The sequence below is a fragment of the Arthrobacter citreus genome, assembly GCF_038405225.1.
GTDB lineage: Bacteria > Actinomycetota > Actinomycetes > Actinomycetales > Micrococcaceae > Arthrobacter_B > Arthrobacter_B citreus_A.
This window is the reverse complement of record NZ_CP151657.1, coordinates 3734157-3753819: the sequence shown is the minus strand read 5'-3', so window position 1 is coordinate 3753819 and position 19663 is coordinate 3734157. Positions and strand designations below refer to the sequence as shown.

Genomic DNA, 19663 nt, shown 5'->3' with positions numbered 1-19663 from the left:
AGGAAAAGCAGAGCCGAACGGCCTTTGACGGATACGCACGCCAAACCCCGGTTGAGCCTTGTGAGGGCCCAGATGGCGGCCCGGCCTGGAATCCCAAGCCTGCTTACTATTCCAACCCACCAGCTTCGGAGCGTCAATAGGTAGTGTTTCGAAGCCCTACTTCGAGTCGGTGAGGAGTCCGCGCACCTCGCGGCGGAGGACCTTGCCCAGCATCGACTTGGGCAGCTCTTCCACGGCCACGATGCGGCGCGGCACCTTGTAGGGGGTCAGCCGCTCGCGGCACCAGGCGCGCAGGCCGGCTTCATCCAGCTCCGTTCCCGCCTGCAGCACCACGGCCGCCACCACCTGCTCGCCGCCGTCGGCCCGGGGAAGACCCACCACGGCGACGTCGGCAATGGCCTGGTTGCTGCGCAGCACTTCCTCGACTTCGCTGGGCGACACATTAAAACCACCGGTGATGATCAGTTCCTTGCGGCGGTCCACCACCTTCACGAACCCGTCCTCGTCGACCGTCACAATGTCTCCGGTGCGGAGCCAGCCACCCTCGAGCAACACCTGCTCAGTGTCCTCGGTGTTGTTCCAGTAACCGGCGAAAACCTGCGGGCCGCGGATCAGCAGCTCGCCCCGCTCGCCGGCGGGAACATTGTTCTCCGGGTGTTCGGGATCGGCCACCCGCATTTCCGTGCTCGGGAAAGGGACACCGATGGTGCCGTTGCGGCGCGAGTCGGCGAAGGGATTGCCCAGGGCCACGGGCGAGGATTCGGTGAGGCCGTAGCCTTCCACCAGCAGCCCGCCCGAGACTTCTTCCCACAGCTTCACCGTTGCGGCCGGCAGCGTCATGGCGCCGGAGATGGCGAAACGGATGGTGGACAGGTCAATGCCGCGCTTCTTGGATTCCAGCGCCGTCTTCTCATAGATCGGCGGCACGGCGCAGAACACGGTGGGCCGGGACTTCTTGGCCGCTGTCAGGACCAGGTCCACGTCGAACTTGGGGAACAGCACCAGCCGGGAACCGGTCAGCATGGCGAAGGTCAGGTACAGCGTCAGGCCGAAGGCGTGGAACATTGGCAGCACCCCGAAGATGACTTCCTTGCCCTCTTCGGCGCCGTGCATCCAGGCCTGTCCCTGCAGGGCGTTGGAGCGCAGGTTGTAGTGGGTGAGCATGACGCCCTTGGGAGTGCCGGTGGTGCCCGAGGTGTACTGCAGTGCCGCCAGGTCCTTCACGGAGGGGCGGGGGTAGGCGCTGTCGATCCGGGGCGAGCTGAGCAGTTTCTCCCACGACATCGTGTTTTCGGTCTTGGCGGTCAGCCCGGCGCGGGTGCGGCGCAGTTTCGGGACGGGCAGCCGCAGCGCCATCCGCTTCAGGCGCGGCATGGCCTTGGTGATGTCCACGGCAATGATGGTCTTCACTGCAATGTCATCGGGGAAGTCCTGGATCTTCTCCACGGCCTTGTCCCAGACAATGGCCACCTGGGCGCCGTGGTTTTCAAACTGGTGGCGCAGTTCGCGCTCCGTGTACAGCGGGTTGTGGCCGACGACGACGGCGCCCAGGCGCAGCACCGCGTAGAACGCGATGAGGTACTGGGGGCAGTTCGGCAGCACGATGGCCACCCGGTGTCCCCGGCCCACGCCGAGCCTGCGCAGGCCCTCGGCGGCGCGGTCGATCTTCTCGCCCAGCTCGGTGTAGGTGGTTTCGGCGCCGAAGAACTCCAGTGCCACCTTGGGACCGAAGCGGGTGACGGCGTCCTCCACCATGGCTGTCAGGGACTCGGTGGGCAGCTCAATGGTTGCCGGAACTCCGGGCTGGTAGTTCTTGACCCACAACGGTTCCTGGGCAGCAGTCATTGAGGAAGCTCCTTCAGTTCGATTAATCCCGACTATAGCGACGGGCCGGGCCGAGGGATAAATAAGTTGTCCAAAACCACTGCCCGCAGGGGTGGCCGCTCCCGCCTTCCCCGCACTGCCGGTTTAGTCCGTGAGTCCCTTGAGATACTGTGCCAGGGCCCGGGGAGCCGAGCGGGGCGCCGCCGCTTCAACTGCTGCGTTGTAGTTGGTGTTGGTGTTGACGTCATAGGTAAGGATGCGGCCGTCGGCGGTTTCCATGAACTCAATGCCGCACACCTCCAGGCCGGTGCGCTTGGCGAAGTCCAGGTACTGGCCAATGATCGGATGGTCAAACCCCTCCCGCAGGCTGAAGAGCTGGGTGTCAGAGTCCGGCGCGATGGTGGCGCCGGGCGGCATGATCGGCTTGCCGGTGGACGGGTCAATGGCGCAGGCATCGGCGGGGCACAGCTGGAATCCGCCGCGGGCCGTGTCGGCCTTAATGGCATAGATGAACTCCCCGCCGACGATCTCCACCCGGGTAATGAAGGGTTCCGCGGCAACAATGAACTCCTGGATCAGGGTGATGCCGTCCGCCGGCTCTTCGAACTCGGCACCGGCCACGTACTCGGCCAGCTCGCCGTGGGACTCGAACTTCCGCACCCCGAGCCCCTTGCCGCCCTGGTTGTGCTTGGTGATGAACGGTGCGGCAAACTCCTTGGCCGCGGCCAGGATCTGCTCCCTGCCAACGGCTGCAACAGTGCGCGGGGTATCGATCCCGGCGGCCCGGAGCGCGGTGAGCTGGTCCACCTTGCTCATTTCCAGTTCCAGGATCCGGCGGCCGTTGACCGTGCGCCGGCCGTGGGCTTCGAGCCAGGACAGCACCGCCCGCGCATAGTCCTTGGACAACCCGTGATCCCGGGTGTGTGATGAGGCGCTGATCCGCGACCAGAAGATGCCTTCCGGCGGGACCGAGTCCAGGTCCAGGACGCCGTCGGTCAGCAGCCATTCCTCCACCCGCAGCCCTTCGGCTTCGAAGGCGCGGGCAAACGGGGGAAACCATTCCGGGTTCTCGTGCAGGGCGTAGATCGTGGGGGTGGCGGAGCTCATGGGTGCCTTTCCTCGGGTCGCTGCTGTCTCTGGGATGTTTCTGCGTTGTTGATGTGATGCAGCGCCTAGCCGCCGATGTATATTCCGTTGCCCGGTCCCATGGGGAGGTCAAAGATGAAGAACACCGTCAGCACGGCCACCCATGCCAGCCAAAAGAGGATGGTGAAGGGAAGCATCCGGGCGATGACGGTGCCCAGGCCCGCCTGGGGCTCATACTTGCGCAGCATGGTCAGCAGCACGATCATGTACGGGTTCAGCGGGGTGAGGATCTGTGTTGCGGAGTCCCCCACCCGGAACGCGCCCTGGATGAAGGCCGGCTCGAACCCGAGCAGGGCAAACATGGGCACAAACACCGATGCCATCAGGGTCCACATGGCAGAGCCGGAAATGATGAACAGGTTCAGCACGGAGGCCAGCAGGATGAAGCCGAGGATCGCCGGATAACCGGTCAGGCCGATGGATTCCAGCCCGGATGCTCCGGCAACCGCAATCCAGTTGCCGATTCCGGACCAGTTGAACAGGGCAATGAACTGGCCCAGGATGAACGCCAGCACCAGGAACCCGCTCATGTCCTTGAGCGAAGCACCCATGACCCGCGGAACATCTTTCCCGGAGGCGATGGTTCCGGTGATCTTGCCGTAGACCAGTCCCGGGACGGTGAACAGGACAAACACGATGAAGACGATGGAGCTCAGCAGCGGGGACTTGGGCAGGAACCCGCCGTCCTCGTTGCGCCACGGCGAGTCCGGCAGCACCGCACCCACCAGGATCAGGAGCGCGACGGCGGCTCCCACAACAACGGCCCACAGCACGCCGCGGCGTTCCACCGGGGTCAGCACCGAGGACAGCGCAGCCGCGGGGGCGTGCGGAGTGGCGGGTGCGTGAGCAGCGGCGGGTGCGCCGCCGTCCGTTTCGGTTTCGTCTTCGGTTTCCTCGGTGGGTACGCCCTGCCGGGCCAGGCGGGGCTCCAGGATCTTGTCGATGATGAAGCCGGCCAGCAGGATCAGCACCAGCGAGGAGGCAAAGTTGAAGAAGTAGTTGGACAGCGGGTTTACCGGCGCACCGGGGTTGGGCAGGGTCTCGGTCACCGCCGTCGTGATTCCGGCAAAGAGCGCATCCAGGCTCGTGACCAGCATCGACGTGGAGTAGCCGGCACCGGCAGCGGCAAAACCACCCAGCAGGCCGGCCACCGGATGCCGGCCAGCGGCCTTGAAAACGAGCGCCGCGAGCGGAGGAATGACCACAAAGGCGGCGTCGGACATGATCGACCCGGTCACTCCCACAAACCCGACGGCGTAGGGCAGCGCCCAGCGCGGAGCGGAGCCGAAGGCCTTCCGGATCAGGGCTGACAGCAGCCCCGACTTCTCCGCAACACCCACGGCCAGCAGGATCGGCAGCACGGTGGCCAGCGGCGGGAAACCCAGATAGTTGGCACCGAGGGTGGTGGTGAACCAGCTCAGTCCTTCAGCGGTGAAGAAGCCCTTGATGACGGTCTCCTCGGCCGCGCCCGGCACCGTGACCACGACGTTGGCCCAGGCCATGGCGGTGGACACCACGGCCACGGCCAGGAAGAGGAACAGGAAGAGCATGAACGGGTCAGGCAGCTTGTTGCCGATCCGCTCCACCCCGCCAAGGAGACGGTCGGGAAGACTGGGGCGGCCGGTGCCGAGGGAGTCGGGCGAAGTTCTCATTCCGGTCTCTTTCCTGGTGTCGAGGGTGTGCGGGCGGGTTAGTCGAAGTAGGAGGGAACGTCCACGGGACCGCCGGCTTCGGCGAACTCCCGGGCCACCGCTTCGCGCAGTTCCGGATCACAGAGGTAATCGAGAGCGGTCAGCGCCAGCCCCGCAGCGCCGTCGAGCGCCCCGGATTCGGCAGCCGGCGAGCCGGCGGCCTCCGCAAAGGCCCGGGTATGCAGTGCCACGTCCGCCGGTGCGATGCCGATCAGCGGATGGATTCCGGGGATTCGGTAGCTGACATTGCCGAAGTCGGTGGACGCGGCAATGGTTTCGGATACGACGCCGGCGGGCAGCGGGCTGCGTCCGCGGCGCTGCTGCGCGGCCACCCACCGGCCGGTGAGGGCGGAATTGGTGCGGACGGGCAGCGACGGCGGATGCTCGTCCCAGCTGATATCCACCGCGGTGCCCGTCATGAGGGCCGCGCCGGTGGCAATGTCCTCGAGCCGGGCGCTGAGGTCTTTCAGGGTGTCGGGATACTTGGACCGCGCGTAGAGCTTCAGCACCGCCTTTTCCGGGATCACGCTGGGACGCTGCCCGCCTTCGGTGATGATCGCGTGCACCCGGTCCGCCGGCGGCAGCTGCTGGCGGAGCAGGCCAATGCCGGTGTAGGCCAGGGATGCTGCGTCCAGTGCGTTGCGGCCCATGAACGGCTGGGCGGAGGCATGCGCCGCCACACCGGAGAAGGTGACCGTGAGCAGCCGCCGGCCGAGCCATACCTGCTCGGCGAGGTCCATGGCGTAGGGGTGGACCATGATCGCCGCGTCAACGTCGTCAAAAGCACCCCCGCGGGCCATGACCTCCTTGCCCGAGTGCCCTTCCTCGGCGGGGGTTCCCAGGAACACCACCCGGCCGGGGAAGGCTTCCGGATCCTCGTCCAGGGTTTTGGCGAGGGCAATGAATGCACCGACGCCGGTGGCCGCAATGACATTGTGGCCGCAGGCGTGGCCCACTTCCGGCAGGGCATCGTATTCGCTGAGAATGGCGATGGCCGGGCCGGAGCCGGAGCCGATCTCGGCCCGCACGGCGGTGGAAAGCCCAAACACACCCAGCCCGGCCTTGATTCCGTGCCGGTTCAGCAGTTCCACGAGGAACGCCGCGCTGCGGTGCTCCTCATAGGCGGTTTCGGGATCCCCGTGCAGGGTGTGGACCACCTCGGACAGATCCGCGGCGAGCGCATCCACGCGCGCCTCCAGTGCAGCGGCCAGCTGGGCGGAAGCTCCCGCAAAGGGCGAGTCCGGAGCCTGGGCCGTCTGCATGCGGCGTGCGGTTTCGGCGTCGAGGTGGAGTAGGTAGGCAGTACTCGGTGCTGTGATGCGGGTCATGGGCCACCACACTAAGTGCCCGGCGGTGCCTGAGCCAGTTACGTGACGCACCGTGTTGATGGTGGCGCGCCCCCGGGCTAGCGGCCGCGGCCGGCGATCCGCGCCACGATGGCCTGCGGACCGCGGGCGCCAAACCACGCGAGCGCCTTGTACCTCTTGGACGGAATGGACACTCCCTTGCCGGCAAAGGCATCGGCGAGCCCCTCGCGCACCACCCGTTCGGCGTCGAGCCACATCCAGTTGGGGTAAACGGTTTTGTCCATGTCCATGCGCTGATGGAACTCGGTGTGGACGAAGCCGGGGCACAGCGCCGTCACGTGCACGCCGCGGCCGCCGTACGCGATGTTGGCCCAGCGGCTGAACGTGATGACCCAGGACTTGGCGGCGCTGTAGGTGCCGCGGGGAATGAACCCGGCAACGGAGGCCACGTTGATGATGTGCCCGCCCGGACCCTCCATCCGGGACAGCATGGTGTTCAGCGCCGTGTGGCTCAGCTGCAGCGGTGCCGCGACCAGCACATTGAGGTGATCCAGCTCCGCGGACAGCTCATTGCGTTCAAAGTTGTTCTTCAGGCCGTAGCCTGCGTTGTTGACGAGCAGCGTGATGTCGGGTTTTTCCAGCCGGCGGCTGACCAGCTCCACGCCGTCGGGGTCGGCGAGGTCCGCTGTTATGTATTCAGTCTGCACGGCGTATTCCCGGGCCAGTGCAGCAGCCGAGTCCTTCAGCCGCTGTTCGTTGCGGGCTGTCAGGACCAGGTTGTAGCCGCGGTGAGCCAGCTGGCGGGCAAATTCGGCGCCGATGCCTGACGTGGCGCCGGTAATCAAAGCTGTGGGAGTCATGGGTCCACCTTTCCACGCCAACCCTGCTATGCCCCGCAGGCTTTGGCAATGAGGATGTCCCCGGGGCCGCCGCTCCTTGCCACCGGCTGCAGGCAGCCCTACCGTGGCAGGAAAGCCGTGCCCGTCGAGGAGGAGCCATGGCACCACGGCGGTACCGCGACAGGCAGGACGCCGGCCGGACGCTGGGCCTGGAACTCGCACCGTATTTCGGCACGCGTGAGCTGTTGGTGATCGGGCTGCCGCGCGGCGGAGTGCCGGTTGCCGCCGCGGTGGCCGACCTGCTGCGCGCACCGCTGGACGTAGTGGCGGTCCGCAAAGTGGGGTTTCCGTCCCAGCCCGAACTGGCCGCCGGAGCCATGGCATGGCTGGCGGGAACGGTCACCACTGTGCGCAACGAGCCGGTGCTTCTCGAATGGCAGCGGTCCCTGGCGCCCCTGCGCCACCGGGATCCGTCGTCCTCCTCCCGTCATCTGGACGCGGACCGGGCTTTTGACGCGGCAGCTGCCATTGAACAGCTTGAGCTGATCCGCCGGGACAAGCTCTACCGGATGGGCCGCTCCTCCCTGGACGTGGGCGGCCGGACCGTGATCGTGGTTGACGACGGGGTGGCCACCGGCAGCACCATGCGGGCAGCCCTGCTGGCGCTGCGCCGCCAGGAGCCTGCCCGCCTGGTGGCCGCCGCTCCTGCCAGCTGCGGGGATCCGGGTTGGCTGGCTGCGCTGGCCGACGACGTCGTCATTCCCTGGCGAAGCGGCGGGCTGACGGCGGTGGGGCAGGCTTATGAGCACTTTGACCAGACCACCGACAACGAGATACTGCAGCTCCTCAACGTCCCCTAACCGGCCCGGATCTCCGGACCGCCCACTATCGGAGGCAGGAACCCATGAACGCAGTGCCTGATAACAACGCAGCGCCGGAATACGACGGCGGCGCACGCAGTTGGGCCGGGGCCCGCTATGTGGCGCTGGGAAGCTCCTACGCATCGGCTCCCGGATTGGGGCATCCGGTGCCGGACAGCCCTCCGGAAGCCGGCCGCACCGATGCCAACTACGCCCACCTCCTCGCGGGAGCACTGCAGCTTTCCCTCACTGACGCCACGAGCTCCGGGGCCACCACTGCAGACGTTTTGTGGCGCCCGCAGTACGGGCAGGCGCCCCAGGCCGACGCCCTGACCCCCGACACGGATCTGGTCACGGTCACGGTTGGCGGCAATGACATCGGCTATGCAGCCTCGCTGATGATGGCAGGACTATCGCCGGCCGCATATCTGCGGCACCGTCCGTCGATGGAGTTCATTAAGGCCCTCGCGCCGGCGGTGCTGAACCGGAACATCGGCCTGCTGCCTGCGGATATGGCGTCCGTCGGGCAGCTGATCCGGCGCCGCTCCCCCAACGCCGTCGTACTGTTCGTGGAATATCTGACCGTGCTGCCGCTGGATCCGCGCATCAGGGTGCCGGGCATGAAGCCGGCCCAGGCCGCCGCCTGCCGCCGCCTCGCCGTACATCTCGCGCTGGCCACGGAAGCCGGCGCAAACGCCACCGGCTGTTCCGTGGTCCGGGTGGCCAAGGCCAGCGCGGACCACTATGCAGGCTCGGACGACCCCTGGACGGTGGGAGCCTTCCTGCCAACCGAAGGCGGACCGCTCCCGTTCCACCCCAACCAGGCCGGCCACGAGGCCGTGGCCCGGATGATCCGCACCCACCTCGGAGCGTAGGGCCCCGGCCCCGGAACCGGTGCCGCCCCAGTCCCGCCTTCCGACGGCCCCGAACGGAGCCTGCCCTACCGCCACCAACCCCTGCGGCGGATAATTCCAGACAGCGGGCGGCCCGCTGTTCCGACTCTCCGGGAGGTTCCACATGTCCATGTCAGGAAGCGTTTTTGGGCTGGGCGGGTTGAACCTGGACATCAACGAGCTCACCCGCAAGGCAGTCCGGAATATCCGCGGCGGGCTGGCCCTCACCGGGGTTCTTTCCATCATTCTGGGCGCCCTGGTGCTGTTCTGGCCCGGTGCAACGCTGGATGTGGTCGCCGTCCTGTTTGGACTGTATTTCCTGATCTCCGGAGCGGTGCGCGTGGTCACGGGAATCATCACGCCCCTGTCCGGCGGCCTGCGGGTCCTGAACATCCTCACCGGGGTGCTGATCTTCATTGTTGGAGTGGTGGCCATGCGCAATCCGCTCGCGTCATTGGCCGTTCTGGGGATGGTCATCGGAATTGCCTGGATTGTCGAGGGCGTCATGGCCCTGACCGAAAGTGAAAGCGGCGGCTCTCGCTGGTATGCCATCACGTACGGAGTCATCAGCATCCTCGCCGGCGCCGTGGTGCTGTTCCTTCCAGTGGGATCGCTGGCTGCCCTCGTCGTGTTTGGCGGGATCTTCCTGGTGGTGCTGGGCATTGTGGAAGTTGTGCGGGCGTTTGCCTTTGGCCGCGGCATTCCTCTGTCCGGGTAGTGCCCGGCTACCGTGTGGCCAGCGTCCAGCAACCGTCCAGCAGCTGTTAACACAGCGCTAACCTGGCGGGAAACCTGACCGTAATACGGGGCGCTCACTCTGGGATAAGTACGGTTTCCATCCCCGCGCTCCGGCCCCAGGCGTGGCCGGCCATCCCCGAAATGGAGTGACTCCATGGATTCTGGAAACACCGCTTGGCTGCTGGCCAGTTCCGCGCTGGTCTGTCTGATGATCCCCGGCATCGCCTTCTTCTACGGAGGAATGGTGGGCTCACGCCGGATCCTGAACATGATGCTGATGTGCTTCGGCGGGGCAAGCCTCGTCGCAGTGCTGTGGGTGCTCTATGGATATTCGGCTTCCTTCGGCAACTCACTGACCGGAGCCGGCCTGCTGGGGAACCCCGCCGAGTTCTTTGGACTGTCCGAACTGCTGGTGGAAGACCCGGACGGCGCGCTGCCGCTGGCACTCTTTGCCGCGTTCCAGCTGATGTTTGCCTGCGTGACCACTGCCCTGGTGGCCGGAGCCGCCGCCGGGCGCATGAAATTCGGCGCCTGGATGCTGTTTGCCGGGCTATGGGCCACCCTGGTGTACTTTCCCGTGGCGCACTGGGTCTTCGCCTTCAGCAGTGAGGACGGGTCCGTCACCGGCGGCTGGATTGCGAACCAGCTCGGTGCCATCGACTTTGCCGGCGGAACCGCAGTGCACCTGAACGCCGGCGTCGCCGCCCTTGCCCTGGCCCTGGTGCTGGGCCGCAGCAAGGGCTGGCCGCACGCGCACGGCAAGCCGCACAGCCGTCCCCTGGTGCTGCTGGGAGCAGGGCTGCTGTGGGTGGGCTGGTACGGGTTCAACGCCGGTTCGGCCCTGAGTGCCGGCCACTCCGCCGCCGTCGTTTTCCTGAACACCGCGGTGGCCGCCGCGGCGGGCCTGCTGGGCTGGATGCTGATGGACCGGCTGCGGCTGGGAACATCCTCCTCGCTGGGCGCGGCGTCCGGCCTGATCTCGGCGCTGGTGGCGATCACGCCGGCCTGCGGAGCGGTCAGCCCGCTGGGGGCCCTGGCGATTGGCCTGCTGGCCGGTCTTGTGTGCTCGCTGGCCATCGAATGGAAGTTCCGGCTCGGGTATGACGACTCGCTCGACGTCGTCGGCGTCCACGCGGTGGGCGGGCTGCTGGGCACCCTGCTGATCGGGCTGTTTGCCACCGACGCAGCACCCAACGGTGTCAGCGGCCTGTTCTACGGCGGAGGTTTCGAGCTGCTGGGCATCCAGGCGCTGGCCGCGGCTGCCGTCCTGGTCTACTCCTTCGTGGTCACCTGGGTGATCGCCAAGGTACTGGCGATCACCATTGGCCTGCGCATTCCCGAGGAAAGCGAGCTGCAGGGCATCGACATCGCAGCCCACGCCGAATCCGCATACCTCAACGACGAAGAGCCGGTGGAGCTGGGGGCCCGGCCCTAACCGGGCCCGCCGCTCCCGGCCGCTCTGCTGATCCGCCGCCGGATGCCCCTGCCCTCACCGGCGGGGGTTTCCGGCGGCGTCCTAATCCGTTGTCCGGCCCAGCCGCTTGAGGCTGTCCAAACCAACGGCCACCACAATAACCACGCCCTTGACCACCAGCTGATAGAAAAAGGGAACGTTCATCAGGACCAGTCCGTTGCTCAGGACTCCGATGATCAACGCTCCCACCAGGGTTCCCAGGATCCGTCCGCGGCCACCCATCAGGCTGGTTCCGCCCAGGACAACCGCGGCAATGGCATCCAGCTCGTAGCCGCTGCCGGCCGTTGGCTGCCCGCTGAGCACCCGGGCGGAGAAGATGACGCCCGCGAGTCCTGCTGTTGCTCCCGAAATCAGATAAACGCTGGCAATCAGCGGACGGACCCGCACTCCGGCCAGGCGTGCAGCCTCCTTGTTTCCTCCCACCGCGTAGATGTGGCGGCCGTACTTGGTGCGTTCCAGCAGGAACCACACCGCCACATAGACCAGGACCATCACCACCACAGGCGTGGGCAGCCCGGCCACGGTGCCGTTGCCCAGCCCCCGGAACCCGAGGCCGTTCGCCACCAGAGGCTGCCCATCGGTCAGCGAATACGCCGCACCGCGCAGATAAGTCATCGCGCCCAGCGTGACGATGAAAGCCGGAAGCGCGAGATAGGCGGTCAGCAAGCCGTTGACCAGCCCCGCCAAAGCTCCCACCACAATCCCCACCAGCACGGCGATAAACGACGGCACGCCGTTCACCCAGAGCAGCACCGACAGCACGCCGGAGACCGCCACGATGGAGCCCACTGAGAGGTCTATGCCCCCGGTGAGGATCACCACGGTCATGCCAGCGGCCAGGATCGCGTTGATCGAAACGGCACGGGCCACGTTCAGCGCGTTGTCCACCGTGGCGAAATTCGGTGCCACAACGCACATCAGGGCAATCAACAGCAGCAGGACCAGGAAGATCCCCACCCGGTCCCACCACAGGGCCAGGTTCACGCCTGAACGCGGCGCAGCGCGCTGGACAGTCACAATGTCCGCTGAGGATGCAGAGGGCTGCGGGGTGGCACTGACCTGCTCACTCATCGCCGGCTCCCACCAGGTCCGTTATTCCCGTTGCGTACTTCATGACGTCCTCCTCCGTTGCCGAACGTGCGTCCAATTCCTTCACCACCAGACCTGCCCGCATCACCAGAATCCGGTCGCTGATGCCCAGCGCTTCGGGCAGGTCGGAGGAAATCACCAGGATGGCGATCCCCCGCTCGGTCAGTTCCTGGATCAGGGCGTAGATCTCGCTTTTAGCTCCTATGTCCACGCCGCGGGTTGGTTCATCCAGAACCAGAACCACCGGGTCCATCAGCAGCCACCGGGCAATGACCAGCTTCTGCTGGTTGCCGCCGGAAAGGCTCCGTGCCAGCAGCCGAAGGGCATTGGAACGGATCCGCAGCCTTTCCATCTGGGTCCGCACCGCGGCAGTCACCCGGCCGTCCCGGACGACACCGGCAAGGGTGTTGTCCGCCAGGGAGGTAATCGCAATATTGTCTTTGACGCTCAGCTCCAGGAAGAGTGCCTGTTCCTTCCTGCTTTCGGGCACCATTCCCATCCCGGCACGGATTGCCGCACGGGGCCGGTTGGGCGGAATCCGTTGACCCTTAACCCGGACGGTGCCGCCGCGGTACTTGTCCGCGCCGAAAATCATCCGTGCCGTCTCAGTCCGTCCGGCCCCGATCAGTCCGGAGAGGCACACCACCTCACCGGCCCGCACCTCCAGGCTGACCGGTCCTATCCCCTTTCCGTCACTCAGATCTTCCACCTGCAGGACCGGCTCCGCGGCGCTGCGGCCACCACGCGTGTAAAGGTCGTCCACGTCCCGCCCAACCATCATGCGGACCACTTCGGATGGGCTGATGTTGCCTTTCTCCCGGGAACCCACCAGCCGGCCGTCGCGGAAGACAGTGACCCGGTCAGCCAGCTGCCAGACCTCCTCCATCCGGTGACTGATGTAGATAAGGCCCATCCCCTGCGCCTTCATATCCGCGATCAGGTCAAATAGCCGTTTGGACTCGGTGCGGGAAAGCGACGCCGTGGGTTCGTCCAGCACCAGGATCCTGGCGTCCTCACTCACGGCGCGGGCAATCTCCACCATCTGCTGCATGCCAACGCTCAGCTGTCCCAGCTCCCTGCGGGGGTCCAAGGTGGACCCGATGCGGGCGAGCTTGTCCCTGGCGTCCGCGACCATGCGGCGCCGGTTCAGCGCGCCCAGCCGGGTGGGCTCCCTACCGATGGCCAGGTTTTCCGCCACCGTCATGGCCGGGAGCGTGTTGAGTTCCTGATGGATGATCGCGATGCCGTGGGTGGCGGCATCGCGGGGCGAAGCCATGGTGACCGGCTGCCCGTCCAGTGTTATGGAGCCCGAGTCCAGCGGATAGACGCCGGCCAGGATCTTCATCAGCGTGGATTTGCCGGCACCGTTCTCCCCCATCAGGGCATGGACTTCACCGGCCATCAGGTCAAAGCTCACGTCGTCCAGGGCAAGCGTTGCACCAAAGCGTTTGCTGACGTTGCTCAGGCTGAGCAGGGGGGCCCGGCTCATGCCTGCCCCTACGTCCAGCCCTTGTAGGTGGACAGGTTTTCCCGGGTGATGAGTTCGGTGGGCATCAGCACCTCTGTTTCCTCGGGGGATTCCCCGGAGGCGATCTCCTGGGCGATTTCCAGTCCCCGCACCACAATTCCGGCAGGGTCCTGGGCCGGGGTGGCGACGAAGGGTGACTCGGCTTTCTGGAGTTCGGCAACGGCCTCGGGCGAGCCATCCACTCCAACAATCTGGATGCCGGCGCGTCCGGACTGTTGCGCGGCCAGGGCCGATCCCAGGGCTGTGGGATCGTTGATGGCAAAGATGCCGTCCACCACGGGGTTGGCCGTGAGCATGTCAGTGGTCAAGGTCAGCGAGGTGGCCCGGTCATTCTTACCCGCTTGTTTGCCGACCACCTTGATGCCGGGGTTGTCTGCCAGCACTTCCTCACAGCCGGCAACCCGGTCCTGGACCGAGGTGATGGGGGTGCCGTCCACGATGAGGATGTTGCCGGTTCCCCCCAGCGCATCAACCAGATACTGGCAGGCCTGGCTGCCCGCCGCCACGTTGTCCGTCGTGACGGTGGCATCCGCGCCTTCGGCTCCGACGTCGACGGCGACCACGATGATCCCCGCCGCCTTGGCGCGGGATACGGCTGATGCGATGCCGTCCGAGTCCACGGCGTTCAGGAGGATTACGTCCACCTGCTGCTGGATAAAGGCATCAATCTGGTCATTCTGGGCTGCCAGGTCCTGGCGTCCGTCCTGGGTATTAACGGTGGCCCCGATCTCTTCGGCCTTCGCTTCCAGACCGGTCTGCATGGCGGAGAAAAAGGGGTTGCTGAGGTCCTGCACCATCAGCCCAATGGTCTCGATTTCACGCGGTTCACCGCTTTGCGTGGCGGCTTCATCGCCAGTGGTACAGGCCGACAGCAGCAGGGCCGCGGCGCTGGACGCCGCTGCACAGCGGATAAGGGTTTTGGTGATGCGCATGGTGCTCTCCTTTGAGTGTCAAGCGATGTGGGTGCGGAGGAACCCGCGTGCCCCGGATGCGAGTTCGTAACTGTCCTCCCAGGTGTTGCGCCATATGGCCAGGGTGGATGACAGGGTGGGGTGGACCACCTTGGAGGAAAAGGACTCAAACGTGATGACGCCGTCGTACCCCACTTCGGCAAGCGAACTGAACGTCTCGTCCCACGGGACGGACCCTGTGCCCAGCTGGCCGCGGTGGCTTTCGCCCACGTGGAAGTACCCCAGCTTTCCGGCATCGTGCGCGGCGTGGATGGCGTCCCGGAAACTGCGTTCCTCGATGTTCATGTGGTACGTGTCCAGATGGAGGGTGACGTTGTCCCGGCCCACGTCCTTGATGAAGGCCAGCCCCTCCTGGACCGTGTTCATGACGTTGGTTTCGTACCGGTTCACGACCTCCAGCCCGATGGTGATGCCGGACTTCGCGGCTTCGTCCGCCAGTTGAGTGATGGACTCCACCGAATTGGCACGGCCGGTTTCACTGACGGGCTCCGCATAACGGCCCAGCTTGGAGTAAATGACTCCACCCAGGAAGTTGCCGCCCAGCTCGGTGACCATGTGCAGGGCACCCAGCAGCCGTTCACGGCCGGCCTGCACAACGGCCTGGTCGGTGCTGGAGACATCGGTGGCTTCGTCCAGCCCGAGGGTGGCTGAAATCGCCAGCCCGTTGTCCGCGAGCAGACCGCGGATGTACTCGACGTCGATGGTTCCCGGATCAACCGGGGGCAGCTCGATCAGGGAATAACCCGTTGCCGCGGAACTGGTGATGGCGTGCTCCGCCTCGGGTTTGCTGAAGCCTCCCACCCAGACCATGCCGTGGATACCGATGGTGTTCATGTTGTCTCCTTTGTTTGGTGACCCGTTCCTTGGTTCCCCGCCAGCAGGCGCCGGCGATCGAGAATGTCGCTGCGGTCAAAAAACAAGGCGAGGGATTCCTCCGGTACCGGGACCACCCCGCCCATGGAGTGGGCGCCGACCCGGATCCGGGCACCTTTCACGGCCATGGCCGTTATCCCGTCCACCGCCTGCGGGGTTGCGCCGATGGCGACGATCCCGTGGTTTCCCAGCAGCACCAGCGATGGAAGTTCCCCGTACGAGTCCAGGTACTCCCGCAGCCGGAGGTGGAAGAGCCTGCCAAGTTCGATTCCCGGCTGCGCGTAGGGGACGTACAGCGGGCGGCCCAGGACCACGGCCTCGTCGGAATAGACCGAGTACTCGTAGGCCTGGGGGCCGTGGACGCTGGCCAGGACGGACACGACGTCGGTGGGATGGGTGTGCGCAATGAAGGCCGCCTCCCCGAGCACTTGGACTACGGCGTGCAGCGGCGCTTCGATGGAGGCGCGGCGGCGGATCCCGCCGTGGGTTCCGGCGTCCAGTTCAGCGCTGAGCCGGGCTTGGGTGGCTTCCGGGTCCGCCAGGAGACGGACCAGTTCCGCCGCGTCTGCCAGCACAAAATCCTCTGCTCCCGCGGCAGCCATGGAGGTTCCCGACGCTTTGACGGCGATGCTCCCGTCCGTCATGCGCTGCGATGTGTTGCCCTCCGCCAGGATCACCAGATCGCGGTGGGCGGCGCCGAGCGCCTTGGTCAGTTCCACCAGCTCGCCGCTGACACGGGACGGATCCCAGATGGTGCTCATGCGGTGCCTCCGTACCGCCGGGTGGCTATGCCGTTGAGCAGCGCGGCCAGGATCAGCACGGTGCCCAGGGCGAACAGCTGGATCTGCGCGCCGACGTTACCGGCAAAAAGGAGCAGCAGCCCGGCGTTAAGCCACACCACCAGCAGGGCGGCCAGGATGACACCGGACACCCGGCCGATCCCGCCGGTGATGGCAACTCCGCCCAGGACGGCGATGGTGATGGCCGGCAGCGCCATGCCGTTGCCGGATACGCCGGCGTCCGGACGGGCCGAGGCAAACTGGGCAACGGTGACCACGGCAACCAGCCCGGAGATCAGGCCGGAGAGCAGGTAGGCCGTGAAACGGGTGCGCCGGGTATCGATTCCCGCCCACTGCGCTGCGGTGTTGTTGGTGCCAATGGCGAAGATCCGGCGGCCAAACGGGGTCCGGGCCAGGAGGAACCACACCGCCAGCGCGGTGGGGATCAGGAACGTGAACAGCCCCAGGGGAATGTTGGGGATGTTGTGCCCGATAACCGGGAGTTCCACTGCCTTGGCCGTGGAGTAGAACTCCTGGATGGGCGGGGTGCTGATGGGACGCTGGTCATTGATGACGATCGCGATGGACTTGTACGCATAGAACGTGGCCAGCGTGGCGATCAGCGGCGGAAAACCAAGGTAGGCAACCAGCGCGCCGTTCACCGCCCCGCAGAGTGCTCCAAAGAGGACCGCGGCGAGCAGGCTGGCCGGCAGCGACCATCCCCACAGACCGTAGGTGAAGCCGAAGATCATGCCGGTCAGGGAGACTATGGCGCCAACCGAAAGGTCAATCCCGCCGCGGCCGGAGAGGATCACCACCAGCTCGGCCAGGGCCAGCATGGCCAGCGGCACCGCGTTAATCAGGGCGGCGGACATGTAATCCGGGTTGTAGTCCCCGGACATGTACCCGGCCGCGCTGAGGAAGCTCATGATGGCCACCACGAGCACAAGCAGCACCGCGAGCAGCACGGTCCGCTGGGTGGCCAGGGCCTTGAGCAGCCGGGCACCGGGCCCCGCGGGCCGGCTGGGGGCGGTGGGATCTGCAATGACGGTGCTCATAATTTCCTCCTGGCGCGCTCGCGGAGGATATCCGCGCCCACGGCGATCACAATGAACAGGCCCACAAACAGGTCCCCCAGCTGGGATGGCCACCCGAGCTGCGTTACCCCGGAGGCGACGGTCTGCACCAGCAGCGCGCCGAGCACGGTGCCCAGCACCGACCCGCGGCCGCCCATGATGGATGTTCCGCCAATCACGACGGCGGCGATGACGGCCAGTTCCCGGCCCGTGCCCACGCTCTGGTCCAGGGTGGAGGTGCCCAGGGCGATGGTGAAGCAGGCGGCCAGTCCCACCAGCAGGCCGGTCAGCGAATAGGCGATCATCAGCCGCCGTTTCACCCGGATGCCGGCCAGCCTGGCCGCCTCCTTATCTCCGCCGATGGCGTAGAAGTGCCTGCCGCCGGGCGTATGCCGCAGGTACCACCAAGCGGCGGCGGCCACCAGCAGGGTTATGAGGAAGCTGTGCGGAACGCCCGCGGTACGCCCGGCTTCGCCGCGGCCAAAGAAGGCGAAGGTGTCCGGAATCCCATTGACCGTGGCTGAGCCGAAAATCCGCAGGCCCAGGAAAAGGAACAGGTTCGCGGTGCCGAAGGTGATGATGATGGCGTGCACCCGGCCAAAGGCAATCAGCAGTCCATTAAGGGAGCCAAGGGCGGCGCCCAGCGCCATGGAGACCAGCATGGCCGGCAGCAGCGGGAGCCCGCCGTCAACCAGCAGCTTGGCCGTAACCACTGAGGTGACCATCAAGGCCGCGGCCACCGAGATGTCGATGCCTCCGGTAATAATCACCACCGTCATGCCAACGCCGATGAGGGCAATGGGCGCAACTGAGGTGAGCAGCGGCTGGATGGATCCGGGGGTGAGGAAGGACGAAGTCATGAACCCGAGCGTCACCCACAGTGCGGCGGTCACGCCGATCAGGACCAGTTCCTGGCTGGTGACGGGAAAGGGAAGGATACGGCTGCGGGTCCGCGGGGCGGCGGCACCGGCGACTGTTCCCACCCGGGCCGGACGCGGCGTGCTGGTGGTCATGAATGTGCTCCTTGCGGGGGTGGCGGGGACGTGTCTCCGGCCGCTGCCGCCAGGACATTGACCTGGCTGGTGTCCGGGCCGAATTCCGCAGCGACGGTTCCGGCCCGCACCACCAGGATCTTGTCGCACAGCCCCAGGACCTCGGTCAGGTCCGAGGTCACGATCAGGACCGCGCTCTTGGAGTCGGCAAGTTCGGCAACAATGCGGTGGATTTCCTCCTTGGCCCCCACATCCACGCCTTGGGTGGGTTCCACCAGGACCAGCACCGGAGGCCGGCCGACAAGCTGCCGGGCCAGTACCACCTTCTGCGCGTTACCGCCGGACATGGCGCTGATGGGAGTCTTCTCATCCGGTGTCCGGATGGACAGCCGGCGGATTAGATCCCGAGCTGTGCCGGTCTCGCGGCGCCGGTTCATCACCAGGTGCCCGCGGCTGAAGGACCGCAGGTGACCCACCGAGATGTTGAAGGCGATGGATTGAAAGGAGAACATGCCCTGTGCCTTCCGGTTGGCCGGCAGCAGGCCCACACCCAGCCGCTGGGCGTGGCCCGGAGACTGCGGATCCACCCGGCGGCCACCAAGGAAGATGCTCCCGCCCGATGTGTCCAGGACCCCGTAGAGTGCCGAGGCAATGTCTCCAGCTCCGGAGCCGACCAGCCCGTAGAGCCCCACGATCTCGCCGGGTCGGACATCAAAGCTGATGTCTTCGAACCTTCCCGCCGCGGAAAGCCCTTCGAGACGAAGGAACGGCTCCGGATCCGGTGGCTTGCGCCCGGTCCGGTCCTGGTTTAGCACTCCACCCACCATCAGCTCCGCCATCTCGCGGACCGAGAGTTCGGCCGCGGGACGCGTCGTGATGGTTTGCCCGTCCCGCATCACCGTTATTTCGTCGGCAATGCGGGCCAGCTCATCCAGCCGGTGGGAGATGTAGATGACGCTGACTCCCTTGCGCACCAGGTTGCGGATAACCCCGAACAGCCGGTCGATTTCGGCGTCGGTGAGGATGGCCGAAGGCTCGTCGAGAATCAGCACGCTTGCGTCCCGGGCCAGTGCCTTGGCAATCGATACCTGCTGCTTTTCGGCGATGGACAGCTCCCCGACCGGCACCCGGATGTACTTTTGCGGAAGCCCGATGACGTCGAGGAGTTCAGCCACCTCTGCGGTGGCCTTGCGCCAGTCAATGCGGATCCCCGTGGTGAGCTCCCGGCCGATGTACACGTTCTCCACCACCGTCAGTTCATCGAAGAGCTGGGGCTCCTGGTAAACGGTTTCGATACCGAGGTTCATGGCACCCACGGTGGATCCCGCACTCACCGGTTCCCCGTTGAAGTGGATGGTGCCGGTGTCGGGGACCTCGGCACCGGAAATGATCCGGATCAGGGTGGATTTACCCGCGCCGTTTTCTCCGATCAGCGCGTGCACGGTGCCCGGCCGCACGGAGAGATCAGCGCGGGTGATGGCATGCACGCCGCCGAACCGTTTGGAGATGCCCTGCAGTTCCAGCCGCGGTGCCGCGGTGGTGGATGGATCAGCCACGTTTGCTCCTGGTCATAACCGGACGCC

Annotated in this window: 17 protein-coding genes; 4 read left to right on the top strand and 13 right to left on the bottom strand. The window is 66.1% G+C overall.

Annotated elements, in window-relative coordinates:
• Window positions 1-156: 156 nt before the first annotated feature.
• From AAE021_RS17455 to AAE021_RS17435, 5 genes are all read right to left on the bottom strand, one after another.
• The gene (locus AAE021_RS17455) at window positions 157-1845 is read right to left on the bottom strand and encodes a long-chain-fatty-acid--CoA ligase (RefSeq protein WP_342023559.1); all 1689 of its coding nucleotides are present in this window, start codon (window positions 1843-1845) and stop codon (window positions 157-159) included.
• Between the two features lie 123 nt (window positions 1846-1968).
• Entirely contained in the window at window positions 1969-2931 is a 963-nt protein-coding gene (locus AAE021_RS17450) for an alpha-L-glutamate ligase (RefSeq protein WP_342023558.1), read from the bottom strand.
• Window positions 2932-2996: 65 nt separating this feature from the next.
• Window positions 2997-4622, bottom strand: coding sequence for an AbgT family transporter (locus tag AAE021_RS17445; protein ID WP_342023557.1), 1626 nt, complete (start codon window positions 4620-4622; stop codon window positions 2997-2999).
• Window positions 4623-4660: 38 nt separating this feature from the next.
• Complete coding sequence (locus tag AAE021_RS17440) at window positions 4661-5989, bottom strand: M20 family metallopeptidase (protein WP_342023556.1); 1329 nt, start codon at window positions 5987-5989, stop codon at window positions 4661-4663.
• A 77-nt stretch (window positions 5990-6066) separates the two neighbouring features.
• Window positions 6067-6828, bottom strand: coding sequence for an SDR family NAD(P)-dependent oxidoreductase (locus tag AAE021_RS17435; RefSeq protein ID WP_342023555.1), 762 nt, complete (start codon window positions 6826-6828; stop codon window positions 6067-6069).
• Between the two features lie 137 nt (window positions 6829-6965).
• Between AAE021_RS17435 and AAE021_RS17430 the strand changes: the two genes are divergently transcribed.
• From AAE021_RS17430 to AAE021_RS17415, 4 genes are all read left to right on the top strand, one after another.
• The gene (locus AAE021_RS17430) at window positions 6966-7667 is read left to right on the top strand and encodes a phosphoribosyltransferase (protein WP_342023554.1); all 702 of its coding nucleotides are present in this window, start codon (window positions 6966-6968) and stop codon (window positions 7665-7667) included.
• Between the two features lie 44 nt (window positions 7668-7711).
• Complete coding sequence (locus AAE021_RS17425) at window positions 7712-8542, top strand: SGNH/GDSL hydrolase family protein (RefSeq protein ID WP_342023553.1); 831 nt, start codon at window positions 7712-7714, stop codon at window positions 8540-8542.
• A gap of 142 nt (window positions 8543-8684) precedes the next feature.
• Window positions 8685-9278, top strand: coding sequence for an HdeD family acid-resistance protein (locus AAE021_RS17420; protein ID WP_342023552.1), 594 nt, complete (start codon window positions 8685-8687; stop codon window positions 9276-9278).
• A 174-nt stretch (window positions 9279-9452) separates the two neighbouring features.
• Window positions 9453-10733: an ammonium transporter gene (locus AAE021_RS17415; protein ID WP_342023551.1), complete on the top strand. Its 1281-nt coding sequence runs from the start codon at window positions 9453-9455 to the stop codon at window positions 10731-10733.
• A gap of 81 nt (window positions 10734-10814) precedes the next feature.
• Here AAE021_RS17415 and AAE021_RS17410 read toward each other — a convergent pair whose 3' ends face one another.
• From AAE021_RS17410 to AAE021_RS17375, 8 genes are read right to left on the bottom strand one after another with little or no spacing between them, the layout of a single operon-like run.
• Window positions 10815-11843: an ABC transporter permease gene (locus AAE021_RS17410; RefSeq protein ID WP_342023550.1), complete on the bottom strand. Its 1029-nt coding sequence runs from the start codon at window positions 11841-11843 to the stop codon at window positions 10815-10817.
• Window positions 11836-13350 carry a sugar ABC transporter ATP-binding protein gene (locus AAE021_RS17405; RefSeq protein WP_342023549.1) on the bottom strand — a complete coding sequence of 505 codons (1515 nt, stop codon included), beginning with the start codon at window positions 13348-13350 and terminating at the stop codon, window positions 11836-11838. The genes AAE021_RS17410 and AAE021_RS17405 overlap by 8 nt, the downstream gene beginning before the upstream one ends.
• A gap of 8 nt (window positions 13351-13358) precedes the next feature.
• On the bottom strand, window positions 13359-14321 hold the full coding sequence (locus AAE021_RS17400; protein ID WP_342023548.1) for an ABC transporter substrate-binding protein: 963 nt from the start codon (window positions 14319-14321) through the stop codon (window positions 13359-13361).
• Window positions 14322-14339: 18 nt separating this feature from the next.
• Complete coding sequence (locus tag AAE021_RS17395) at window positions 14340-15194, bottom strand: sugar phosphate isomerase/epimerase family protein (RefSeq protein WP_342023547.1); 855 nt, start codon at window positions 15192-15194, stop codon at window positions 14340-14342.
• Window positions 15191-15994: a class II aldolase/adducin family protein gene (locus AAE021_RS17390; protein ID WP_342023546.1), complete on the bottom strand. Its 804-nt coding sequence runs from the start codon at window positions 15992-15994 to the stop codon at window positions 15191-15193. The genes AAE021_RS17395 and AAE021_RS17390 overlap by 4 nt, the downstream gene beginning before the upstream one ends.
• Window positions 15991-17070 (bottom strand): ABC transporter permease, encoded by a 1080-nt coding sequence (locus AAE021_RS17385; protein ID WP_342023545.1) that lies wholly within the window; start codon window positions 17068-17070, stop codon window positions 15991-15993. Before AAE021_RS17385 ends, AAE021_RS17390 begins: the two co-directional genes overlap by 4 nt.
• Window positions 17067-18101 (bottom strand): ABC transporter permease, encoded by a 1035-nt coding sequence (locus AAE021_RS17380; RefSeq protein WP_342023544.1) that lies wholly within the window; start codon window positions 18099-18101, stop codon window positions 17067-17069. The genes AAE021_RS17385 and AAE021_RS17380 overlap by 4 nt, the downstream gene beginning before the upstream one ends.
• Window positions 18098-19636: a sugar ABC transporter ATP-binding protein gene (locus AAE021_RS17375; protein WP_342023543.1), complete on the bottom strand. Its 1539-nt coding sequence runs from the start codon at window positions 19634-19636 to the stop codon at window positions 18098-18100. Before AAE021_RS17375 ends, AAE021_RS17380 begins: the two co-directional genes overlap by 4 nt.
• Between the last annotated feature and the right edge of the window lie 27 nt (window positions 19637-19663).

What these genes read in the sequence shown, in the direction of transcription:
- AAE021_RS17455 (WP_342023559.1), bottom strand. Translation starts at nt 1,845, where the DNA reads ATGACTGCTGCCCAGGAACCGTTGTGGGTCAAGAACTACCAGCCCGGA.
- AAE021_RS17450 (WP_342023558.1), bottom strand. Translation starts at nt 2,931, where the DNA reads ATGAGCTCCGCCACCCCCACGATCTACGCCCTGCACGAGAACCCGGAA.
- AAE021_RS17445 (WP_342023557.1), bottom strand. Translation starts at nt 4,622, where the DNA reads ATGAGAACTTCGCCCGACTCCCTCGGCACCGGCCGCCCCAGTCTTCCC.
- AAE021_RS17440 (WP_342023556.1), bottom strand. Translation starts at nt 5,989, where the DNA reads ATGACCCGCATCACAGCACCGAGTACTGCCTACCTACTCCACCTCGAC.
- AAE021_RS17435 (WP_342023555.1), bottom strand. Translation starts at nt 6,828, where the DNA reads ATGACTCCCACAGCTTTGATTACCGGCGCCACGTCAGGCATCGGCGCC.
- AAE021_RS17430 (WP_342023554.1), top strand. Translation starts at nt 6,966, where the DNA reads ATGGCACCACGGCGGTACCGCGACAGGCAGGACGCCGGCCGGACGCTG.
- AAE021_RS17425 (WP_342023553.1), top strand. Translation starts at nt 7,712, where the DNA reads ATGAACGCAGTGCCTGATAACAACGCAGCGCCGGAATACGACGGCGGC.
- AAE021_RS17420 (WP_342023552.1), top strand. Translation starts at nt 8,685, where the DNA reads ATGTCCATGTCAGGAAGCGTTTTTGGGCTGGGCGGGTTGAACCTGGAC.
- AAE021_RS17415 (WP_342023551.1), top strand. Translation starts at nt 9,453, where the DNA reads ATGGATTCTGGAAACACCGCTTGGCTGCTGGCCAGTTCCGCGCTGGTC.
- AAE021_RS17410 (WP_342023550.1), bottom strand. Translation starts at nt 11,843, where the DNA reads ATGAGTGAGCAGGTCAGTGCCACCCCGCAGCCCTCTGCATCCTCAGCG.
- AAE021_RS17405 (WP_342023549.1), bottom strand. Translation starts at nt 13,350, where the DNA reads ATGAGCCGGGCCCCCCTGCTCAGCCTGAGCAACGTCAGCAAACGCTTT.
- AAE021_RS17400 (WP_342023548.1), bottom strand. Translation starts at nt 14,321, where the DNA reads ATGCGCATCACCAAAACCCTTATCCGCTGTGCAGCGGCGTCCAGCGCC.
- AAE021_RS17395 (WP_342023547.1), bottom strand. Translation starts at nt 15,194, where the DNA reads ATGAACACCATCGGTATCCACGGCATGGTCTGGGTGGGAGGCTTCAGC.
- AAE021_RS17390 (WP_342023546.1), bottom strand. Translation starts at nt 15,994, where the DNA reads ATGAGCACCATCTGGGATCCGTCCCGTGTCAGCGGCGAGCTGGTGGAA.
- AAE021_RS17385 (WP_342023545.1), bottom strand. Translation starts at nt 17,070, where the DNA reads ATGAGCACCGTCATTGCAGATCCCACCGCCCCCAGCCGGCCCGCGGGG.
- AAE021_RS17380 (WP_342023544.1), bottom strand. Translation starts at nt 18,101, where the DNA reads ATGACCACCAGCACGCCGCGTCCGGCCCGGGTGGGAACAGTCGCCGGT.